The 20,547-nt window shown below is 59.2% G+C and carries 23 protein-coding genes and 1 pseudogene; 21 read left to right on the top strand and 3 right to left on the bottom strand.

Annotation, left to right across the window (positions count from 1 at the left end; all coding sequences use genetic code 11):
* Window positions 1-31: 31 nt before the first annotated feature.
* From Q3Y58_RS18690 to Q3Y58_RS18680, 3 genes are read right to left on the bottom strand one after another with little or no spacing between them, the layout of a single operon-like run.
* The gene (locus Q3Y58_RS18690; RefSeq protein WP_274217261.1) at window positions 32-622 is read right to left on the bottom strand and encodes a DUF1254 domain-containing protein; all 591 of its coding nucleotides are present in this window, start codon (window positions 620-622) and stop codon (window positions 32-34) included.
* Complete coding sequence (locus Q3Y58_RS18685; RefSeq protein WP_319623320.1) at window positions 619-1,302, bottom strand: DUF1214 domain-containing protein; 684 nt, start codon at window positions 1,300-1,302, stop codon at window positions 619-621. The genes Q3Y58_RS18690 and Q3Y58_RS18685 overlap by 4 nt, the downstream gene beginning before the upstream one ends.
* 14 nt (window positions 1,303-1,316) lie before the next feature.
* Window positions 1,317-3,350: a transglycosylase domain-containing protein gene (locus Q3Y58_RS18680; protein WP_413697845.1), complete on the bottom strand. Its 2,034-nt coding sequence runs from the start codon at window positions 3,348-3,350 to the stop codon at window positions 1,317-1,319.
* A gap of 338 nt (window positions 3,351-3,688) precedes the next feature.
* On the opposite strand from Q3Y58_RS18680, the gene Q3Y58_RS18675 reads away from it, so the two are divergent.
* From Q3Y58_RS18675 to Q3Y58_RS18575, 21 genes and pseudogenes are all read left to right on the top strand, one after another.
* Window positions 3,689-4,183, top strand: a complete 495-nt coding sequence (locus Q3Y58_RS18675) for a YcgN family cysteine cluster protein (RefSeq protein ID WP_274217258.1) — start codon at window positions 3,689-3,691, stop codon at window positions 4,181-4,183.
* Between the two features lie 58 nt (window positions 4,184-4,241).
* A complete protein-coding gene (locus tag Q3Y58_RS18670; RefSeq protein ID WP_319623318.1) occupies window positions 4,242-4,682 on the top strand; it encodes a DUF2867 domain-containing protein in 441 nt (146 codons plus the stop codon).
* A gap of 173 nt (window positions 4,683-4,855) precedes the next feature.
* A complete protein-coding gene (locus tag Q3Y58_RS18665) occupies window positions 4,856-5,110 on the top strand; it encodes a hypothetical protein (RefSeq protein ID WP_319623317.1) in 255 nt (84 codons plus the stop codon).
* 731 nt (window positions 5,111-5,841) lie between these two features.
* Window positions 5,842-6,366, top strand: coding sequence for a hypothetical protein (locus tag Q3Y58_RS18660; RefSeq protein ID WP_319623316.1), 525 nt, complete (start codon window positions 5,842-5,844; stop codon window positions 6,364-6,366).
* Window positions 6,302-7,648 (top strand): DNA-packaging protein, encoded by a 1,347-nt coding sequence (locus Q3Y58_RS18655; protein WP_319623315.1) that lies wholly within the window; start codon window positions 6,302-6,304, stop codon window positions 7,646-7,648. Before Q3Y58_RS18660 ends, Q3Y58_RS18655 begins: the two co-directional genes overlap by 65 nt.
* A 161-nt stretch (window positions 7,649-7,809) precedes the next feature.
* The gene (locus Q3Y58_RS18650; protein WP_319623314.1) at window positions 7,810-8,988 is read left to right on the top strand and encodes a phage portal protein; all 1,179 of its coding nucleotides are present in this window, start codon (window positions 7,810-7,812) and stop codon (window positions 8,986-8,988) included.
* Window positions 8,988-9,179 carry a hypothetical protein gene (locus tag Q3Y58_RS18645; protein ID WP_319623313.1) on the top strand — a complete coding sequence of 64 codons (192 nt, stop codon included), beginning with the start codon at window positions 8,988-8,990 and terminating at the stop codon, window positions 9,177-9,179. Before Q3Y58_RS18650 ends, Q3Y58_RS18645 begins: the two co-directional genes overlap by 1 nt.
* An 83-nt stretch (window positions 9,180-9,262) precedes the next feature.
* On the top strand, window positions 9,263-9,565 hold the full coding sequence (locus tag Q3Y58_RS18640; protein WP_319623312.1) for a hypothetical protein: 303 nt from the start codon (window positions 9,263-9,265) through the stop codon (window positions 9,563-9,565).
* A gap of 27 nt (window positions 9,566-9,592) precedes the next feature.
* Window positions 9,593-10,000, top strand: coding sequence for an HK97 family phage prohead protease (locus Q3Y58_RS18635; RefSeq protein ID WP_319623311.1), 408 nt, complete (start codon window positions 9,593-9,595; stop codon window positions 9,998-10,000).
* Between the two features lie 105 nt (window positions 10,001-10,105).
* Window positions 10,106-11,431, top strand: coding sequence for a phage major capsid protein (locus Q3Y58_RS18630; protein WP_319623310.1), 1,326 nt, complete (start codon window positions 10,106-10,108; stop codon window positions 11,429-11,431).
* A gap of 54 nt (window positions 11,432-11,485) precedes the next feature.
* Window positions 11,486-12,058, top strand: coding sequence for a head-tail connector protein (locus tag Q3Y58_RS18625; RefSeq protein WP_319623309.1), 573 nt, complete (start codon window positions 11,486-11,488; stop codon window positions 12,056-12,058).
* Window positions 12,055-12,378, top strand: coding sequence for a phage head closure protein (locus Q3Y58_RS18620; protein ID WP_319623308.1), 324 nt, complete (start codon window positions 12,055-12,057; stop codon window positions 12,376-12,378). Before Q3Y58_RS18625 ends, Q3Y58_RS18620 begins: the two co-directional genes overlap by 4 nt.
* Window positions 12,375-12,794 (top strand): DUF3168 domain-containing protein, encoded by a 420-nt coding sequence (locus Q3Y58_RS18615; RefSeq protein ID WP_319623307.1) that lies wholly within the window; start codon window positions 12,375-12,377, stop codon window positions 12,792-12,794. The genes Q3Y58_RS18620 and Q3Y58_RS18615 overlap by 4 nt, the downstream gene beginning before the upstream one ends.
* Window positions 12,795-12,819: 25 nt before the next feature.
* Window positions 12,820-13,236 carry a phage major tail protein, TP901-1 family gene (locus Q3Y58_RS18610; RefSeq protein ID WP_319623306.1) on the top strand — a complete coding sequence of 139 codons (417 nt, stop codon included), beginning with the start codon at window positions 12,820-12,822 and terminating at the stop codon, window positions 13,234-13,236.
* A gap of 11 nt (window positions 13,237-13,247) precedes the next feature.
* Window positions 13,248-13,592 carry a gene transfer agent family protein gene (locus tag Q3Y58_RS18605; RefSeq protein WP_319623305.1) on the top strand — a complete coding sequence of 115 codons (345 nt, stop codon included), beginning with the start codon at window positions 13,248-13,250 and terminating at the stop codon, window positions 13,590-13,592.
* A gap of 38 nt (window positions 13,593-13,630) precedes the next feature.
* Window positions 13,631-13,798 (top strand): annotated as a pseudogene (locus tag Q3Y58_RS18600) (phage tail assembly chaperone); the annotation flags it as partial.
* 1 nt (window position 13,799) lies between these two features.
* Entirely contained in the window at window positions 13,800-14,372 is a 573-nt protein-coding gene (locus Q3Y58_RS18595; RefSeq protein WP_319623304.1) for a phage tail tape measure protein, read from the top strand.
* Between the two features lie 210 nt (window positions 14,373-14,582).
* Complete coding sequence (locus Q3Y58_RS18590) at window positions 14,583-15,239, top strand: DUF2460 domain-containing protein (RefSeq protein WP_319623303.1); 657 nt, start codon at window positions 14,583-14,585, stop codon at window positions 15,237-15,239.
* A 24-nt stretch (window positions 15,240-15,263) separates the two neighbouring features.
* The gene (locus Q3Y58_RS18585) at window positions 15,264-16,151 is read left to right on the top strand and encodes a DUF2163 domain-containing protein (RefSeq protein WP_319623302.1); all 888 of its coding nucleotides are present in this window, start codon (window positions 15,264-15,266) and stop codon (window positions 16,149-16,151) included.
* On the top strand, window positions 16,148-16,627 hold the full coding sequence (locus Q3Y58_RS18580) for an NlpC/P60 family protein (protein WP_319623301.1): 480 nt from the start codon (window positions 16,148-16,150) through the stop codon (window positions 16,625-16,627). The genes Q3Y58_RS18585 and Q3Y58_RS18580 overlap by 4 nt, the downstream gene beginning before the upstream one ends.
* Entirely contained in the window at window positions 16,615-20,520 is a 3,906-nt protein-coding gene (locus tag Q3Y58_RS18575; protein WP_319623300.1) for a baseplate multidomain protein megatron, read from the top strand. Before Q3Y58_RS18580 ends, Q3Y58_RS18575 begins: the two co-directional genes overlap by 13 nt.
* Window positions 20,521-20,547: the final 27 nt, after the last annotated feature.

Genomic DNA, 20,547 nt, shown 5'->3' with positions numbered 1-20,547 from the left:
TTTTAAGAAGGTTGGACCTGAGCGGGCATCCTCAAATCTGATTGATCCGGGAGGTGCACTCGGCCCGCTCCAACCCATCAAGCACCTGAGGCTCATAGGCTGCGCTTGGCACAAATGCGCGCAGAAGAGCGAACCCGTCCACCTCTTCCGTCTCGATGATGATCATCTCTTCCAGATCTGCGGGTGGGTTCTCACGCAAGATCGCAAGCTGCTGCTGTGTGATCACCAGCATGGAGATTTCCCCCTTGTCGGCGGTGCGATCATTCAGGCTGTAGATGGTCTGGCCTTCGCGGTTGAACAACGCGACGGACCAGAACGGAGAGGAGACTTCGGCCCGCACCAGGATCGGTCCTTCATCCAGCTGGTAGCGGCAAATTGCATGACGCATAGCTGGATCCAGATCCACCAGAGGTTCCGTACGCGGCAGTACGGGAGGAAGCATGTGGAACTGACGGTCAGGACCGAACCGTGCCACCTTGTCGAAGATGTTGAACGGCACTTGAGTGGGGACGGACAGCACGATGAGGATATGAATTATCCCCCCGACGAGCAGCCCGGCAAGGCCCCAAAGATACCATCTGGGGCTCATGAGTTCACGGCGGAGCCTATGGGGAAATCTCATTGGCAATCCCCCCGTCGGATAGAAGGCATTTGCGGCCCTGCAATGCCCGCACCTGTGGTGAGGGGCGTATCGTATAGCCGAAGCGCAAACACAAGGCCGCCCGCGCTTCCCGTTGGCAGCCAGTTGCCCGGCCGGGCGTCTTGAGAGGCCGTGATCTCAAAGCTGCCGTCCTTGTCGCGCAGCAGGTTCTCGCTGTTGAGGTAGCTGCGGCCTGCATCGGTTGCGAGCAACTCCAGCTGCTGATTAACCGCAGTAAGCGTCCAAACACGGGCAGGCGGAGTTTTGCCTGCAATCGTATAGGTGCAGGAAGGGTTGAGAAGCCTGCCGCGATCATCCACCACAGCATAAAACGCAAGGCCCTCTCCGCTGCCAAGAGGGATGCGCAGGGTGCGTGCAAAAATGGCGGCACTATAAGGGTCCGCAGCATCCGTGCCCGCCTTGGGGTGAGCCACCCAGACGCCGCTTTGAAGGGCCTCAAACGGCGAGGATTTGGTCAATGCCATATATGCAGAGCCGACCCCGAACACGATGGTGACAAGGAGAAATAAGACAAACGGCCCAAAGGAGAACAGGGAGGTCCGGTACAGCAAGCGGGATACGCGAGGCCAAGGCTTCTGCCAACTGGTCTCTGGATCATAGAAAGGCTCCTGCGGCTGCTTGAGCAACGCAAGTGAGGGCATCTTTGGCATCTTCGTCATCTGGTCAGGACGCTCTGTTGACCGACGGTGCGGGCCGCTTGGACTTGGAGTTCGGACAGGCGGGAGGGCTCATGCAGTGTCGCGAGCCGTTCGCCAATTGCCTTCAAAATCCGTTGCGATTGAGCGTTGAGAACCTCTGGTGCCTTGCCGATCTCCTCGTCCTCGGCTGCAAGCAGCTGGTTGGTCGCCTGATAGTCAGGTGCATCGACGCCGGGCATGGGCTTGAGGGTAACTTCCTGATGGGCGTATCGCATGAAGTTGCCCCAGGTCATGGCTGGCAAACTGCCACCTGTCATACGGCGGGTAGAGGAAAAGTCATCATTCCCGAACCACACAGCGGCGGACATGTTGCCAGTGTAGCCAACGAACCAGGCATCCCGGTAGGCCTGAGTTGTTCCCGTCTTGCCTGCCGCTGTCACGCCCTCTATGCGTGCCCGCCGGCCCGTGCCACGTTCCACGACATTGACCAGCACATCGTTAAGTTCGGCAACCTTATCAAACGGCAAAACGCGCAGTGGGCGAGGGGCATCCTTGTCGTGGTTGTAAATGATTTCCCCGCTTGAGTTGCGAATCTCTTCTACCGCATAAGGCTGCACCTTGATGCCACCAGTCGCCAAGGTGGCATAGGAGCTGGCCATGTCCATGACGGTAACTTCTGATACGCCCAGTGGCATGGTGCGGGTGATTTTCAGCTCATGCTGGAGGCCCATCATGTAGGCGGTATTGGCAATCTTGTCGCGCCCGATAGCCTGCGCCAGACGTACCGGTATGGTATTGATAGATCTGGTCAAAGCCGTTTTCAGTGTTACAGGTCCGGAATAGCCGCGGCTGTAGTTGCGCGGGCTCCAGCCACCAATGCTGATGGGGGCATCCGGCACAACGCTCTCAGGGGAATAACCGTTCATGAAAGCGGTCATGTAGACGAACGGCTTGAACGCTGAACCGGGCTGGCGCAGGGCGTCTGCAGCACGATTAAACTGGCTTGCGTCGTAATCTCTTCCCCCCACCATTGCGCGGACAGCACCGGTCGTTGTGACAACAGCCATGGCAGCTTCTTCAACTCCATAGCGGTCACCATACTGGCGCAACGTACTTTCAACCGAGGTCTTTGCCTGCTTCTGAAAGCCGGGATCAAGGGTGGTGCGAACGGTAACAATTCTGTCTTCGCCCAGCTTGGGATACTGCGCGGCAAGGTTCTTTACATCCTGAAAAGCCCAATCAAGATAATGGTCTGGCGCATCTTCCTTGCTCCGGTCAACAGCAACGGCTGGGTTGCGACGTGCGGCAATAACTTGCCCCTCGGTCATAAAACCTGCCTGAACGATGTTGGTCAGAACTTCATTGGCGCGGGCGCGGGCAGCTGGCAGGTTCTTGTGAGGGGCATAAGCGGAAGGTGCCTTGTAAAGGCCGGCCAGAATGGCAGACTCAGCAAGGGATATCTCCCTGACATCCTTACCGAAATAGAACTCAGAGGCCGCCGCGACACCGAATGTGCCACCGCCCATGTAAGCGCGGTCGAGGTACAGCTTCAAGATTTCCTGCTTGGTCAGCCGTGCCTCAAGCCATAACGCCAGATAGGCTTCCTTGATTTTGCGTTGAAGCGTGCGTTCGTTTGAAAGAAACAGGTTTTTTGCGAGCTGCTGGGTGATGGAGGAGCCACCTTGCACCACACGGCGGGCGCGAACGTTCTCGGCCATGGCACGAGCGGTGCCAACCACGTCAATGCCGAAGTGAGAGAAAAAGCGCCTATCCTCGGTGGCGAGGGTCGCCTTGATGAGGTGATCAGGAATCTCTTCCAGTGGGATCTTGTCGTTGAGAAGGATGCCGCGCTTGCCAATCTCGTTTCCATACCGATCGAGGAACGTGACAGAGAAGTCTGCGGTGGTGCGCCAGTCCGAGGCCTCAGTCTCTTTGAACGCCGGCTGGGCGAAAGCGACCATGACCACAAGGCCTACCAGAAGATAGGTGGTGCCTTCTGAACCTACTTCGGCCAGTACGCGGTATGCACCCCGCGCTCTGAAGCGCCTCATGAATGAGGAATAGCTGCGCCAGGTTGAGCTTAAAAACTCACCGGTGCGCCAGAGGGCCGTGTCAAGCCATGCGTCGGTCGCAAGCATACGCCGCGACAGACCTCGCAAAAAGGAGGCGTCGTTCCGCGGAGACTGGGGGTTCCGCTGTGAATTTTCACCATGAGCAGCGTCCGGGGTGGCGCTGTGCTCTACGCTGGTATCACGATCGTCTTTCAACAGCCTGATCCGTTCTGGCCTAAATACGCAAAACTAAAACGACGAGCGGGGTTGATCCCATTACACTGTATCTTTATCCCGCTCCTACGCACACTAGAATATAGGCATAGAGATAAATCACGATGGTACCCCCCAACTCTAGCAGTGATGAGCCATTTTGGCGATCAAAAACCCTTGAACAGATGACCCCTGAAGAATGGGAGAGCCTGTGCGATGGGTGCGGCCGCTGCTGCCTCAACAAGCTGGAAGACTGGGACACCGGTGACATCTACTGGACCAATGTTGCCTGTACTCTTCTGGATGGTCACACATGCCGGTGCATAAAGTATGAACGCCGGTTTGAAACAGTTCCGGATTGTGTGCAGCTCGATCCGGAAACTGTTCGCAATTTGAAGTGGTTGCCGCCTACCTGCGCCTATCGTCTGGTGCGCGATGGCCATGATTTATACTGGTGGCATCCGCTGGTCTCGAAGGACCCGGAAACAGTCCACGCCGCAGGTATCTCGGTTCGCGGAAAGACCGTCTCCGAAGACGGCATGGAACCGGAGGACTATGAGGATCATTTGGTGTATTGGCCCAATGAAGATCCTCAGGTAGAAGGATCTGAAGAGGAATAAGCCTGATGGCGCAGTGCGGTAGCAGGCTTCGGTTGGTCCTGAAGGTGGGTAGAACACAATGACAGCAGTAAAATCAGCGATGCTTCCCGGCGACAGTCTGCTCTACGGCCACAAGCAGCCCGGGGATTTTATGGACTGCTACGCCAAGCCTACCTCATGTTCCCTAGAAGAGGTGGCGCAGCGGATGATGACATTTCCGGCTTGGGTCAGCCAGCTGATGCGTCTGCGGAACGCCTTGGTGAAGCCTTTTGGCATCTCCACCCATTTTGCCGCTTCGGAAACCATTGGCATTTTTCCAGTAATAAGCCGCAGTGAGAACGAGATCATTCTCGGCACCGATGACAAGCATCTGGACTTCCGCATCTCCATCATGGTGCGGGATGGTATGGCTTACGCCGCCACTTGGGTGCACACCAAAAACCTGTTTGGTCGCTTTTACCTGCGCGCCGTCATGCCGTTCCATATTCTGATTGTGCGCCGCTCAGTTGCGCGCGCCTGACCCATTCTCACTGAGCGCTCTCCCGCTTATCCGTAAACAAACGGGTGCCGGAACGGCGGGGCTTCTTGACTCATGTCATTTGCATAATTTACACGGCCATACTTCGAGCTGGAGGTTGCATGTGCTCGTGTATCTCTCGCTTAACAAGAAAACATGAGATCCAAGGAGAGGTCATGAAGAGCCTTTTTATGAATAAGTTTGTTTCTGGCGGCGTGGTTTTGGTCGTGTTCCAGGTGTTGGCCTATCTGGCTCTGCAGGGTGAAATGGTGGCTTCTACCGGAAGCCGTCGCAAGGCTGTGGCTGATGCAGTGAACTTCCTCGTTGAACGGTTTGGCGCGGTCCCCGCTGCTGCCATCTTTTCCGTGACGGGTATTGTGATCGCCCTGATCATCTACAAGGTGCTTGAGCGCCGCGCTGCTGCCAGCTGACAGCCAAGACATCGAACTGATATTTCGACCAAAAAGGGGAGCAGCGGGACTGCTGTTCCCCTTTTTCGTTGGTGGGGCCTCCTGAGGTCCTCAACATACCGCAGATGCGCAACCCGAGGCGCAGGCGCCACCGTGCCCGGATCTTTCCTCTTCTCAAGTGAACCGGGATCAAACCTCGGCACCACTCTTTTACCTGAGGCTTGAATGGACCGTTCTGCCCGATGAGGGGGATAAGTCATTTTCGCGAACTGGTGGCCTACGCCGACAATGGCGAAGTTTGGCGCTGGCTTTGGCGTCCTGCCATTTGTCCAAGCGGGGATATCTTATCTAGCGTAATTAAACTCTCTAAATGAGGAATAAATTCTTGACAGCGTGACGCTGGTTTGATAGTGTTTTGGCATACTAGAAAAACTGTGAGTTGCACCTTGGGTTGTGGTTTGAGGGCTTTGTTGGCAAGTCGAGAAGGCTATGCTGATGGGGTTGTCATGAAGGCAATGACGCGTCTTCGGGGTGATTTGTTGGCGTGGTTTGATGCTGTCAGGCGAGGGGTTTGAGCGCCGCCTTAGAGCGTTTGAGTTGGCCTGAGCAAAGGGAAGGCATCAAGAGAGGCGAGCGGGCACTGACGTGTAGCGCTTCGAAAAAATGATCGGATATGTGCATGACCGCTGCACCTGAGAAATCGGGACAGCGGTTTTTTTGTGCCTGTGTGCAGCTGGGTTCAGGAGGTGCGGGTGACAACAAAAACGTCTGACCAATCTGGCAAGGCTTCCCATATCGACCGAGCGCATGGACGCCGGATCCCGAAAGAGACCTGGGACTGGGTGCGTCGCCGGGTCGAAACCAGTGGGGTGCCCATTGCTCAAATCTCACGAGAGACCGGGGTGCCTGCATCCTCGATTACCTCTCGCATCAGGCGGGAGGGGTGGCTTCGCAAGGCACAGCTTTCAGCAGAGTTGGCACAGGCTGAACCGGAGGAGCGGGGTCGTTTGATCGCCCGTCTTTATAATGCCTTTGAAAAACAGGTGGGGCGTATCGAAGCGCGGCTGAAGGAGCTTTCAGCAGAAGAAAGCGTGTCGCTGGCAGAGACCGATCACCTTTCGAGAGCGCTCACGAGCCTTGCCAAAACACTGGACACATTGATCAGTCTTCAGGATGCGCACAGCCCTGATGCACAGGAGGCGGAGGAGCCAGATGACCACTTGCGAGACCAGCTTGCAAAGCGCCTTGCGCACTTGTGTGAAGCAGGGCAAGGCTGAGATTTTCTTGGAAAGCTTGTCCAGCCAACAGTTGAGGTATCTGCAACATGCATGGGATGCGTTCGCGCACCCCCATCAGCTGCCTCCCGAGGGGCATTGGCGGACCTGGCTCATCATGGGCGGACGTGGTGCGGGCAAGACGCGGGCGGGGGCTGAATGGGTGCGAGCGCTGGCTACCGGAAAGCCGTGGGCCGGACAGTCTGGCCTGGCAAGAGGGAGCGGGCAGATCGCACTGGTCGGGCAGACCTACCATGATGTGCGCGAGGTGATGGTGGAAGGAATTTCGGGGGTGATGCAGGTGCACCCAAGGCACGAGCGCCCCAGTTGGAGCGCCTCGCGTCGACGCCTCGAATGGCCAAACGGGGTGGTGGCGCGGTGTTTCTCCTCCGAAGATCCAGAGGCCTTGCGCGGTCCGCAGTTCACGGCAGCATGGTGTGATGAGCTGGCGAAGTGGCGTTACGCCCAAGAGACCTATGACATGTTGCAGTTTGGGTTGCGTCTTGGTGAGCATCCGCGCCAGCTCATAACAACAACACCCCGTGTCGTTCCGCTGCTGAGGAAACTGCTCTGTGACAAAGAGAGTGTCGTGACGCGCGCGAGTACCATGGCCAATGCGGGCTTTCTTGCGCCCAGCTTTCTGGAGGCCATGATTGCCAAGTACGGCGGCACCCGGCTTGGCCGTCAAGAGCTTGACGGAGAACTGATTTCCGACCGTGAGGATGGATTGTTTCTCAGGAAATGGTTTGAGTTGGGGCGTTTGCAAGAGGGGCCTGAGATGGAGCGGATCGTGGTCGCCATTGATCCGCCAGCCAGCGCGACCAAGCGATCAGACGCTTGCGGGATCGTGGCGGCGGGAACGGATCCAGCGGGCACAGCATACATCCTGAGGGATCGGACCAGTCGCGGCCAGCGTCCCAACGGATGGGCAAAACAGGCCACCGATCTCTATCATGAGTTGCGTGCAGATTGCATCGTTGCAGAAGCCAATCAGGGCGGTGAGATGGTTCGAGAGGTGCTTGCGGGGGTGGATCCAACCATTCCGGTTAAGTTGGTGCATGCGACCAGATCAAAGCGCAGGCGAGCTGAACCAGTGGCGCTGTTATATGAGCAGGGCCGCGTCTACCACGTGGGACTGTTTCCGGAGCTGGAAGATGAGATGGCCGACTTTGCGCCAAGTGGGCTTTCCTCCGGCAAGTCACCTGACCGAATGGATGCACTGGTCTGGGCCTTGAGCGAGCTGATGTTGACGGCCCGCAAGGAGCCGCGCATGCGCGCACTATGAGGTTGCCCGGAGCACGCTCAAATGCTTCTGGAATATTCCGGCTAACCGATTCAGCGGACTCATGAATCCGCCGTGCTTGAATCGGAAACTTAAAGTTTTGAATCAACGCTTTAACCACTTTAACCATCACTTTAAGTGGCGTTTGAAAATGGAGTTTAAACATGGGCTTACGAGAGGTTCTTGATAGAATTTTCACGCCAGTTGAAGAGGTGAAGGCATCGCGGGCAGCTCGGTTCGTCGCCATGCAGACACAGGGCCGTCCTGTATGGACACCGCGGGATTATGGCGCGCTGGTGCGCGAAGGTTACCTGAAGAACCCGGTCGCCTATCGCGCCATACGGATGATCAGTGAGGCCGCGGCCAGCCTGCCGCTGGTGGTCAAGGAAGGCGCGCATGAAGTCCATGCCCACCCGGTGCTGGACCTTCTTGCCAAGCCCGCGCCGGGAGAAGATGCCTCCGGTTTTTTGGAGACGGTCTTCGGCCACCTGCTGGTGTCTGGCAATGCCTACATTGAGGCGGTGGAGCTGGAAGGTTCCCTGCGCGAGCTGCATACACTCCGGCCTGATCGGGTGAAAGTGGTGCCCGGCCCTAAGGGCTGGGTTGAGGCCTATGACTACACTGTGGGCGGCAAGACCATCCGCATCACTCAGGGTTCGGGTGTGCAGGTTGTAGCATTATTACACCTGAAACAATTTCATCCGCTCAATGACTACTACGGTTTTGCCGCGCTCGAAGCGGCCCAAGGTCCGCTCGACATTCACAACGCGGCGGCGAGTTGGAGCAAGGGGCTGCTGGACAACGCGGCCTGCCCGTCGGGCGCGTTGGTCTACGGCAGCAGCGGCGAAGCCATGCATCTGACAGACGAACAGTTTGCACGGCTCAAGGACGAGCTCTCCGACAATTATCAGGGGGCAAGGAATGCGGGGCGCCCACTTCTTTTGGAGGGCGGGCTCGACTGGAAGCCCATGGCTCATTCGCCAAAGGACATGGATTTCATTGCTGCCAAAAATCAGGCCGCGCGTGAGATCGCTCTGGCCCTTGGGGTGCCGCCTCTGCTGCTTGGACTGCCGGGCGACAACACCTATGCCAACTATCAGGAAGCGAACCGGGCGTTTTGGCGTCAGACAGTTATTCCCCTGGCAAAGAAGGTGCACGGTGCGCTGTCGGCGTGGTTATCCCCGGCCTATGAGCAGCCCTTTATACTGGAGGCAGATCTGGACGGGGTGGATGCGTTGAGTGCGGAGCGGTCCGCACTTTGGGACAGGGTCAGCAGCGCGGACTTTCTGACGGAGGACGAGAAGCGGCTGGCGGTTGGGTATGGGGTGAAAGAGGAGCGCTGATGGAGATTTTGCAGCTGTTGAGTGAGCGTGGCGACCTGGCCCACCTGACCTTGTTTCTTTGGGCAAGCAGTTCCACCAGCTTGTTGCTTTGGGCGTTGAAGGAACTGGTTTCCGGCGCAAGAAAGCTCGACGCGTTTCTGGAGGAAGTGGCCCATCTGAACAAGGTGTTGCGGGACGACGAGTGGCCGTGAGTTGTTAATCATGTCATCTGCAAAGATTGAGAATGAGTGCAGAAGATAACTTCTTCATGTTTGGGTTTTGCTCGGGAGTTTGAATGCGAACACTAGCGGTTTTTTACGGAGAGTTGCCCTCCAGCAAGTGGCAGGATGTTGGGGTGGCGCTCAAGGAACTTGGGTGTGCGGCCCCGCGCCTGAAGGCGCAGCTTGCGTGGCGGCGCTACAGGAAGTCTTTAAAGCGCGGGGCCGGTCAGGCATCGGATATGCCGGGCGCAAAAGGTGTGCTGCCCAACGGGGCGGCGCGGCGAACCTCTTGCGGAGCGAAGGGCGGCGATACGAGACGCGAGATCTGCTGCAGGCGAGATGACGGTGCCAGAGCGAATGGCCCTCGGACTGCGTGAGCCTGTCAATCAGAAGGAGGAGAGCTGATGCAGATTGAGGGGTATGCCAGCCGGTTTGCCGAAGCAGATGATGGTGGCGACATCATTCAGCGAGGTGCGTTTTTGCGCTCACTGGTGATGCGCCCGTCGGGGGACGTGAAAATGCTGTGGCAGCACGATCCGTCTCGGCCGATCGGAAAGTGGACCTACATGCGTGAAGATGGTGAGGGCTTGTTCGTGGTTGGTGAGGTGCTCGATGGAGTGGCGCAAGGGCGCGAAGCCAACGAGTTGATCCGTGCCGGTGTGCTGAACGGTCTCTCCATCGGTTTCAAGGCCCGCAAGGCCCGTCGTGATCCGCGCACCGGTTGCCGCGAGGTGCTGGCGGTGGATCTCTGGGAAGTGTCCCTGGTGACGTTCCCGCTGTTGCGATCAGCACGGCTTCAACAGGTGCTGTGAAGCGCTAAACCCAACTCCTGACACACAAGATGATTGCGACGTGGATCGGCCACAGGTTGTGCTGTTCTGCAATTTCCTAGTGCTTAAATAGAGGAAAAAAATCCTATGAATACGAAGAGACTAACCCAACTTGAAACCAAGGATCTGGCTCACCCCAAGGGCGCGGTGGTGAAGGCGGATGCCGCGCCAAGGCAAACAGGGGCAACGGCGAGCGAAGCCCTTGACCAGTTGCTGGGGGCTTTTGAAGATTACCGTCATGCCAATGATGAGCGCCTTGCGGAGCTGGAGAAAAAGTCTCAGGCAGATACGGTTGTAGAAGACAAGCTGCGCCGAATGGACGAGGCGCTGGACAAGCAAATGGCGCGGGTCAATGAGCTTGCGCTCAAAGCCCGGCGTCCGGAAAAGGCAGGGGCCGCAGGTGAGGGCCTCAAGCGCCAGAGCGCCGATGGTGGTTTTGCGTCCACCGAGCACAACGCGGCGTTTGAGCGCTATGTCCGTCAGGGGCAGGAACATGACCTGCGCCAATTGGAAGTCAAAGCGCTCTCCGTGGGCTCGGATGCTGATGGCGGCTACCTGGTGCCGGAAGAAACGGAAGCTGCCATTCTCATGCGGCTGGCCAATGTCTCGCCCATCCGTGCCATTGCAGGCAACCGGCAGATCACTGCAAACACCTTCAAGAAGCCGTTCTCCAAGTCTGGCCTTGCCAGTGGCTGGGTCGGCGAAACGGCAACGCGCACGCAGACCGCGAGCCCGGATCTGGCTGAGCTGGCGTTCCCCACCATGGAGCTGTACGCCATGCCTGCGGCCACGCAGACGCTGCTTGATGATGCGGCCATCAACGTGGATGAGTGGATTGCGCAGGAAGTGGAAGCAGCTTTTGCAGAAAAAGAGGGCGCGGCCTTCATCTCCGGGGATGGGGTGAATGAGCCAAAAGGGTTCTTGAGCTACACGCAGGTCGATGAAGACAGTTGGACCTGGGGCAACATCGGCACGCTGAACACGGGCGCAAATGGCGCATTTGCCGCCTCCAACCCCGGGGATGCACTGATTGACCTGGTTTATGCGCTGAAAGCAGGCTTTCGCCAGAACGGGCGCTTCGTGTTCAACCGCTCCTCCCAGGCTGCCCTGCGCAAACTGAAGGACGGGCAGGGCAACTATCTTTGGCAGCCACCTGTGACACCGGGCGCGCCCGCAAGCCTCATGAGCTTTCCGGTGACAGAGGCGGAAGACATGCCGGACATCGGCAGCGGCACCACGCCCATTGCCTTTGGCGATTTCGCGCGCGGCTATCTGGTGGTCGATCGCCTTGGGGTGCGCATCCTGCGCGATCCTTACTCCAACAAGCCTTACGTGCTGTTTTACACCACCAAGCGCGTGGGCGGCGGCGTGCAGGACTTTGACGCCATCAAGCTGCTGAAGTTCGCCGCGTAACCGGCGGACCTTCCGTTTCACGCCACAGAGCACCCCACAAAAGGAGAGCCCGCCATGACTGCGGTTTTGGTTGCGCCACCGGTATCAGAACCGGTGGGGCTGCAGGACGCCCATGCCCATTTGCGCCTGTCTCACACATTGGAAGATGGCCTGCTGACCCGGCTGATTACCGCCGCAAGGCAGGAGGTGGAACGCATCAGCGGGCGGGCTCTCATCACCCAAGGGTGGCGTCTATACCTGGATGAGCCACCGAAGGATCGGATCATCCGTCTGCCAATGGCTCCGGTGAGCCGCGTCGATGCGGTGAACCTTTATGATGCCGATGGTACCCAAATCGTGCTGACTGCGGAGCAGTATGTGGCCGATCTCGTCAGCAATCCGGCGCGGATTCGCCTTTGTGCCGGATGTGGCACATCGCTTCGAGAACTCAACGGCATCGAAGTGGAGGTGACGGCGGGCTACGGCGATGCGCCGGAGGATGTGCCCGCGGGCCTGCGCACGGCCATCCTGATGCTGATGGGGTTCTGGTACGAACGCCGCAACATGGTGGAAGATGGCTTGCTCACGGGGCTGATCCCTCATGGGTTTGCCGCCGCGCTTTCCCCCTACAAGGTGTTGAAGATATGAGCGCGGTTGGTGCCCTCAACACGCCGCTGACCCTCTCAGCGCCGACCACAACCTTGAAAGGTGATGGTGGTGATGAGGCGGTCTATCTGGCTCAGGCACAGGTCTGGGCCAAGGTGGAGGCGGCCCAGCAGAGTGCGGGGGAAAGCGCGGGCAGGCTTGAGGAACAGAACCGATTTCGGGTCACCATCCGCGCTGGCGTGAGCGTGGAAGCTGGCTGGAAGCTCTCGGGGGCGGGGCTCGACCTCACCATTCTGTCCGTGGTGGACGTGGACCAGCGCGGGCGTTTTCTCATGCTGATGTGCCGGGAGGAAACGCCATGAGCCAACACAGTTTTCGGGAGGCGGTGGTGACCGCGCTGAGAAGCGATGCGCAACTTGTGAGCCTGCTGGGCGGCAGCGCCGGGCGGATCGTGGACGGGGCCCCAGCCCATATTCGCATGCCATACGTGGCGCTCTCCCGCATCGAAACCGAAAGCCTGACAGGGCACGCGCAAGAGGGAGAGCGGCTGCGGTTTACCATTAACATCTACTCGCGCGAGCTGACCCGCACTGAGGCGGCTTCGATTGCAGACCGGATCAAAGCATTTTTGACCACCGGCCCGCTGACAACGGACAGCGGCGCGCGCTGTTTGATCTTCGGGATCGGCGAAGCAATTGCGGTTCTGCGCGATCGGCGAACGTGGCGCGCCGAGTTGACCGGCAGAGCCATAGTGGAACCGGAAGATCCGCAAAACTGAACTTGCAACAGGAATGGAGGTGAGCATGGCAGCACAAGCTGGCAAGGACATGCTGTTGAAACTGGACCAGACAGGCTCCGGCACGTTTGAAACCGTGGCTGGCCTGCGCTCGCGGCGGTTCGCGCTCAACGCGGTTGCGGCGGACATTACCAATGCAGACAGCGCTGGCAGGTGGCGGGAGCTGCTGGCACAAAGCGGCACCCGAAGTGCAAGCCTGTCGGGGGCAGGCGTCTTTCGCGATGCGGCGACCGACAGCACAGTGCGCGAGGTGTTCTTCTCCGGCACCTTTGCCACATGGCAGGTGGTGCTGCCCGATTTTGGCGTGCTGGAAGGCCCCTTTCAAATCTCAGGCCTTGAATATTCTGGGCAATTTAACGGCGAGATTACCTATGAGATTTCACTGGAATCCGCTGGGCAACTCACCTTCTCTCCAAGCGCATAAGGGGCAGGGACATGGCGAACAGACATCGCGGTGAAGTGGACATTGAGCTTGATGGCAGGCGTTGGTCCATGGCGCTTACCCTTGGCGCACTGGCTGAACTGGAAGATGCCTATGCCGCTGAAAGCCTGGAAGCACTGGTGATACGGTTTGCCGAGCACAAGCTGGGCACCCAAGACCTGACACGCATTATCGGTGCGGGCCTGCGTGGGGGCGGCAACGAGGTGAGCAACGCGCAGCTGCAAGCCATGACCTGCCCTGAAGGAGTGGTGGGGATGGCGCGGGCCGTGAAGGCCCTGCTGGCGGTAACCTTCAAAGATCAAGGCACCACAAGCGAGGGCTCCCAAAGCCCCCCGTAGAAGGCGCGGCACCACAGGCACGGTCATTTCCGTGGGAAGAGGCCATGCATTTGGCTTTCTCGCGCCTTGGCTGGTGTCCGCGCGATTTTTGGCAGGCAACCCCAAAGGAACTGGCGATTGCGCTGGGGGCTATGCGGCGGGACGCGCCGCTTGGCGGGAACGAGCTGCGTCATTTGATGAACCTGTATCCAGATCGGGAGGGCTAACATGGATGCGTTTGAAGACGATGGTATGGGCTTGGCAAATGCAGAAGAGCTGCGCACCACCTTCACAGAGCTTAAAGGTCTGGCCTCCGACTTTTCGCGTGAGTTGACAGGCGGGCTCGCCGCCGCGGTGGTATCCGGCAAGGATTTACGGTCGATCCTCTCGGAGGCGGCGCTCTCGCTTTCTCGCTCCGCGTTGCAAGCAGCGCTGCAACCGCTTCAAGGGGCCATCGCTTCCGGGATAACGGGCGCCGTTTCCGGAGCCATTTCCGGCGGTTCTTCGGGTGCCGTCCTGCCGTTTGCGCAAGGCGGTGTGGTGTCAGCGCCCACCTATTTTCCTATTGGCGGCAGCAGCACCGGCGCAAGCCTTGGCGTGATGGGCGAAGCAGGGCCAGAGGCGATCTTGCCGCTGAAGCGAGGCCCCGGCGGGCGGCTGGGTGTGGAAGCGGGCGGTGCGCAAGGCTCCGCTGTGACCATCAACATTTCAACGCCGGACGTGGAAGGGTTTACGCGCTCGCAAGGCCAGGTGGCAGCAGCTGTTGCCCGCGCCGTCGGACGGGGACAGCGCGGGCTATGACGTCGGCATTGAAGAGGAGGGACTCAAGGACCGACGCATCTGGGATCGGGGCAACGGGCCCGAAAAATCTGCTCTGCCGAGGGGATGAAAACGGCCGCAACTCTCTTTGATATCAAGAGCGCACGGCCTTCCGATCCTATCCCAACAAGTGAGATGACATTCCCCAATTTGCGCTGCGGTTGCCTTGAGACAGGTCAAAAGAAAGGCTGAATGCCCATGACATTTTTGGAAAAGTCCTTTCCGCCAGGGATTTCCTTTGGGGCCAGTGGCGGACCAGAACGACGCACACGGGTGCTGACATTCGGGAATGGCGGCGAAGTGCGCGCCTCGAACTGGGCCGGTTCTCGCCGCAGGTACGATGCAGGAACCGGCATTCGCTCGCTTGGTGACCTTTTCCTCGTGCTGGAGCTGTTTGAAGAGGCTCGGGGGCGGCTTCATGGTTTCAGGTTCAAGGACCCGTTTGACCATTCAACGGCCATGAGCACCGGGTCGCCCTCGGCTCTTGATGTTGTGCTGGGACAGGGAGATGGCGCGACTGCCACGTTTCAATTGGCCAAGACTTATGGCAACGGGGCGGCGGCCTATTCCCGAAAGATCACCAAGCCTGTGGCGCAGACACTGGCCGTGGCCGTGGATGGGGTGCCTCTTGTGGTCGGGGACGGGCTGGGCAGCGCCGTGAGCCTTGATGCCACGACGGGGCTGATCACCTTTTCGGCGGAGGCCATCCCGCAAGGGGGCAGCACAATCACCGCAGGCTTTGTTTTTGATACACCGGTGCGTTTTGACAGTGACCAGCTGGAAGCGAGCTTGACCCATTTTCAAGCGGGGCAGGTGCCGAGCATTCCACTTGTTGAGCTGCTTCTATGAACCGACCATTCCAAGGAAACGACCATGAGAGTTCTACCTGAGGCCCTGAAAGCGCACCTTGCCGGGGATGAGTGGACGCTGGCCACCAGTTGGCTGTTTGAGCGCAAGGACGGTGTGCGGCTGGGTTTTACCAGTCACGACCGCCCGTTGCAGTTTGGGGGCCAAACCTATGACCCCGGGCTTGGCCTGTTGGAAAGTGCAACGGAGCTTTCCGATGGCTTTGCCGTGGGATCGCAGGAGGTGACAGGCGCGCTTTCAGCGGACACGCTGGATGAGGCAGAGCTTGCCGCAGGGCTTTGGGACGGGGCCGCCGTGACGGTGTATCTGGTGAACTGGCAAGCGCCAGAGGACCAGCACGCGGTCCTGATGAAAGCGCGGATTGGGGAAGTGACCCGCGATGGGCTGCTGTTTCGCGCCGAACTGCGCACCCTGCTGGATCTTTTTGCCGAGGACAAAGGGCGGGTCTATTCCGAGCGCTGCGCGGCACAGGTTGGGGATGCTGCCTGTACGGTGAACCTTGATGAGGTGCGCTACAAACGGTCCGTTACGGTGGTTGAGGTGACAGACGGCATGGAGGTGCTTGTCTCCGGGGCCGAAGATTTTGAGGAAGGTTGGGCCGCTGGTGGCGCGCTGACCAAGGAAACGGTCGGTGGTGGGGTGAGTTTTACGGTTCTGCGCCATGAAAAGCAGGGCTCTAAAGACCTGTTGGTGCTGACCCGGCCGGTGGAAGCCTACTTGAAACAGGGCGAAAGCCTGACCCTGAAGGCAGGCTGCGACAAGACCTTCGAGACCTGCCAGAAGAAGTTTCAGAACACGCTGAACTTTCGCGGCTTTCCTCACATGCCCGGCAATGACTTCGTGCTGTGGGGACCAAAGCGCGACACGGGTGAAAACACCGGAGGGGCGCTGTGATCACTGAACGTATCGTACCGCCGGTTCTGGTCGCCAACGAGGCACGGGAGTGGCTGGGCACACCCTACATTCATCGCGGCTCACTCAAAGGAGTGGGCTGTGATTGCCTGGGACTGCTGCGCGGTCTTTATCGCATCTTCTATGGCGCTGAACCTATGCGCCTGCCGTTCTATGCGCCGGAATGGGCTGAGGTGAGCGACCGGGACACGCTGCTTGCGGCAGCGCGCCACTACCTGGTGGAACGCAGCGGAAACGAGCCGGAATGCGGCGATATTCTGCTGTTTCGCTGGCGGGCAGAATGCCCTTGCAAGCATATTGGCATCATGTCTGGACCAGACCGGTTTATTCACGCCTATGAAGCGGTGGGCACAGTGGAAAGTGCGCTGGTGCCCACATGGAAGAACCGCATTGCAGCGCGGTTTGCTTTTCCCGAAACACAAAAACACCAAGGAGAGGCTGGCGAATGGCAACCATGATCCTTTCCGGCGTTGGCTCTGCCATTGGCGGCGCTGTGGCTGGTCCTTTTGGCGCGCTCATCGGGCAAGCCATCGGCGCGCTGGGCGGCGCGGTGATCGACAACGCGGTGTTTGGCGAAAGCCGGGAAGTGGAGCGCGGCCGGATTGGCGATGTGCATTTGCAAACCTCCTCGCAAGGCCAGAGCATTCCAAGGGTCTATGGCCGCGCACGGGTGTCGGGCGAGGTCATCTGGGCAACCCGATTTGAAGAAGTGGTATCGCGGGAAAAGCACGGCGGCGGAAAGGGCGGCGGCGGCACGTCCACCACAGTGACGACCCACAGCTACTTCGCCAATTTTGCCATTGGTCTGTGTGAAGGGCCGATTGCGGATGTCCGTCGCATCTGGGTGGATGGCAAGTTGCTGGACCGGCAAAGCGTGAACATGCGCATTTACATGGGCACGTCCGACCAGCTGCCGGATCCGCTGATCGAAGCCAAACAGGGAACCGCGCCCGCCTATCGCGGACTGGCCTATGTTGTTTTTGAACGCTTGCCGCTGGAAGCCTATGGCAACCGCTTGCCGCAGATCTCCTTTGAAGTGATCCGGGCGGTAGAGCCGTTGGAGCCCATGGTGCGCGGTATCACGCTGATCCCCGGAGCCGATGAGTTCATCAACGCCACAACGGAAGTGCTGAGCGAAACCGGGCCGGGGGCCACACGCACATTGAACCGCCACTGCAAGAGTGCAGGGAGCGATCTTGCTGCGTCGCTGGACGAACTGCAGGCGCTATGCCCGAACCTTGAAACGGTGGCTCTGGTGGTGAGCTGGTTTGGAAATGACCTGCGCTGCGGGGAATGCCGGCTGGAACCGAAAGTGACCTACAAGAACCGAAATACGTGGCCGCAAGACTGGCAAGTGGCTGGGTATACGCGTGCAACAGCGCCAGTAGTTTCTGATGTGGAGGGCCGCCCGGCCTATGGCGGCACACCCTCGGATGCCTCTGTAAGAGAGGCCATTGCAGAACTGAAAAGGCGCGGCCTGAAGGTGATGCTCTATCCGTTTATCCTGATGGATATCCCGGAGGGAAACGGCTTGCCCGACCCATATGGTGGTAGTGAACAGGCGGCGCACCCATGGCGCGGACGGCTGACCACTTCGCTTGCCGCCGATATGGCCGGAACGCCGCAGGGAAGTGAAGCCGCCCGAACTGAAGTGGACCGGTTCGTGGGCGCGGTTGATGAGGCAGGTTACCGCCGGTTCATCCATCATCACGCCGACCTTGCCGTCTCGGCGGGCGGCGTGGATGCATTTCTCATCGGAACGGAGCTGAAGAACCTGACGCGTATCTATTCCAGCTCAGGCGTGTTTCCGTTTGTCGCGGCGCTGATGGCGTTGGCGGGCGAAGTGCGGGCGAAACTCGGGAACGATACCACTCTATCCTACGCGGCCGATTGGTCGGAATATGGCAGCTTCGTTCCACGAGATGGAGAGCTGCGCTTTCCTCTGGACCCGCTCTGGGGCCATGCAGAAATCGATGTGGTCGGGATCGACTGGTATGTGCCCCTGACTGACCAGAGAGGAAGCGAGAGTGCTGAAGACCGCTATAACCCGGCGCTGCTGCGTGAGGGCCTTTCAAGCGGGGAGTACCACGATTGGTACTATGAAAGCGCGGCGGACCGGGTTGCGAGGCAAACAACGACCATCACCGACGGTGCCTATGGCAAGCCGTGGGTCTACCGCACCAAGGACCTGAAAAGCTGGTGGAGTGAGGCGCATGTGGAGCGCGCAAATGGCGTGGAACTGAGCGCGCCAACCCCGTGGGTGCCGCAATCCAAGCCAATTTGGCTGACGGAGCTGGGCTTTCCGGCCGTGGACTTGAGCGCAAACCAGCCCAACGTATTCTATGATGAGAAATCCTCGGAAAGCGCGCTGCCTCACTTTTCCAGCGGTGCCCGTGATGATCTGGTACAGCGCCGGGCGCTTGAGGCGGTGCTGAGCACGTTCAGTGCAGGCCATCCCGACTTGGAGATGGTAGAGAACCCCACATCCGCCGTGTATGGCGGACCAATGGTGGACCCTGACGGGATCTTTCTTTGGACATGGGATGCGCGCCCGTTCCCGGCCTTTCCAAAATACACCGGCGAATGGTCCGATGGCATTAACTGGTATCGCGGACACTGGCTGAATGGCCGCCTTGGCGGGGTCTCTGCGAAAGGGCTGATGCGGCAACTGGTGAAAGACTTCGAGATACCCGAGGACGCAGTGCGCCTGGAAGAGGCCGCCGCCACACTGGACGGGCTGGTAGTACCCGGCATTACCTCTGTCCGCAGTGTGCTTGAACCGTTGATGAGCGTGCTGGGGCTGGTGATGGCCGACGAGGGGGTTCAGCTTGCGCTGCGCAGCAAATGGTCCGGGTCTGGGACCAGTACGGGGACGGGGACAGGGACTGGGGCCGACACCGAGACACTGGGTCTTGGCGACCTGGTGGTTACGCGGGAAGGGGAAGCGCCTCTTACCTTGCAACGATCCAGCAGCGCGGACTTGCCCGCAGAACTTCGGCTCAGTGGCTATGATCCCTATCAGGACTATGCCCGCGTTTCTGTCGCCACCCGATATGGAGAAGCGTCAGGTGCACGGGTGCTGACTCAATCGCTTCAAATCTCGGCGGGGGCCGAGACCTTGCAAATGCTCTGCGAAAAGCAGATGCAGAGCCTGTGGCAGGAAAAGGAAGCCGCGCGTTTCACTCTGTCTCCTCGTCATGCCCATGTGACACCCGGTGACGTGGTGCGCCTTGGCGCTGATCTGGTTGATGGCGCGCATGATCAGGTGAGATACCGGGTGGAGCGGCTTACCTGGGGCGACGCGTTGGAAGTGGATGCGCGGCAGGTAAGCCAAGAGCCGAAAGCGACCTCCAACGGTGTGCCCGGTCTCGAAAAGAGAACTGCGTTTAACGGTGCGCGGGTGGGGCCTCCAACCGTTGTGATTGCCGATTTGCCGCGCTTACGGGACGGGGCAGATGATGGCCATCCGGTGATCGCGGTTCACGGGGATCCGTGGCCCGGGCCTGCGCAGGTTTATCGCAGCAGCTCCGGGGCCTCCTACGATCTTATAAGCGAGGTCGCAACACCGGCCACCATGGGGCGGCTTTCTGCGCCTTTGCCTGCCGGTCCGGTGTGGCGGTGGGACACCCAATCACGCCTTATTGTCACCGAGCTGACAGGGGCACTGCAATCCGCAGACCCAATGGACGTGCTGAGCGGGGCAAACCTGTGCGCGGTCGAGGTTCAACAGGGGGAGTGGGAGCTTCTTCAGTTTCAAGAGGCGGAGCTCATCGCAGCCAATACCTACCAGCTGACGGGCCTGCTGCGCGGCCAGCAAGGCACGGAGCACCTTGCTAAGCGGGGCGCTCCAGAAGGCGCAGGTTTTTTGCTCCTCAATGAGGCGGTGGAGCGCCTGCCATTTTCTGAGGAAGCCCTTCAACGCGCTTTTTACTATCGCATTCTGCCTGCGGGAGAAGCGTTCAACAGCGCCCTTAAAGTGGACAAAACCTACGAAGGCACAGGCATTGCATTGCGCCCGCTCTCACCGGTTCATTTGAAGGCCGAGCAATCCGGCCTTGGTGATATTGAGGTGTCATGGGTGCGCAGGACCCGGTTGAACGGAGATAACTGGGCCTTGGCACAAGTGCCGGTCGGCGAGGTACAAGAAGCCTACCGGGTGCGCGTTGAGACGCAATCGGGGGATCTTCGCCGAGAAGTTGAGGTGACCACGCCGCGATGGACTTATACAACCGCCATGCAAGCAGACGATTCGATTGCGGCGGAGGAGTGGCTGGTGATTACAGTTGCTCAGCTCTCAAATACTGTGGGAAGTGGAAAAGCAACCAGCAAAGCTGTCGAAATTATGCCGTAATCAGCCCTTCATGAAAGGTGTGTTCAT

Origin of the sequence: Nesiotobacter zosterae, assembly GCF_033843645.1 — a bacterium.
GTDB lineage: Bacteria > Pseudomonadota > Alphaproteobacteria > Rhizobiales > Stappiaceae > Pseudovibrio > Pseudovibrio zosterae.
The sequence above is the reverse complement of the archived record's forward strand: the minus strand, read 5'-3'. Positions and strand labels throughout refer to the sequence as shown.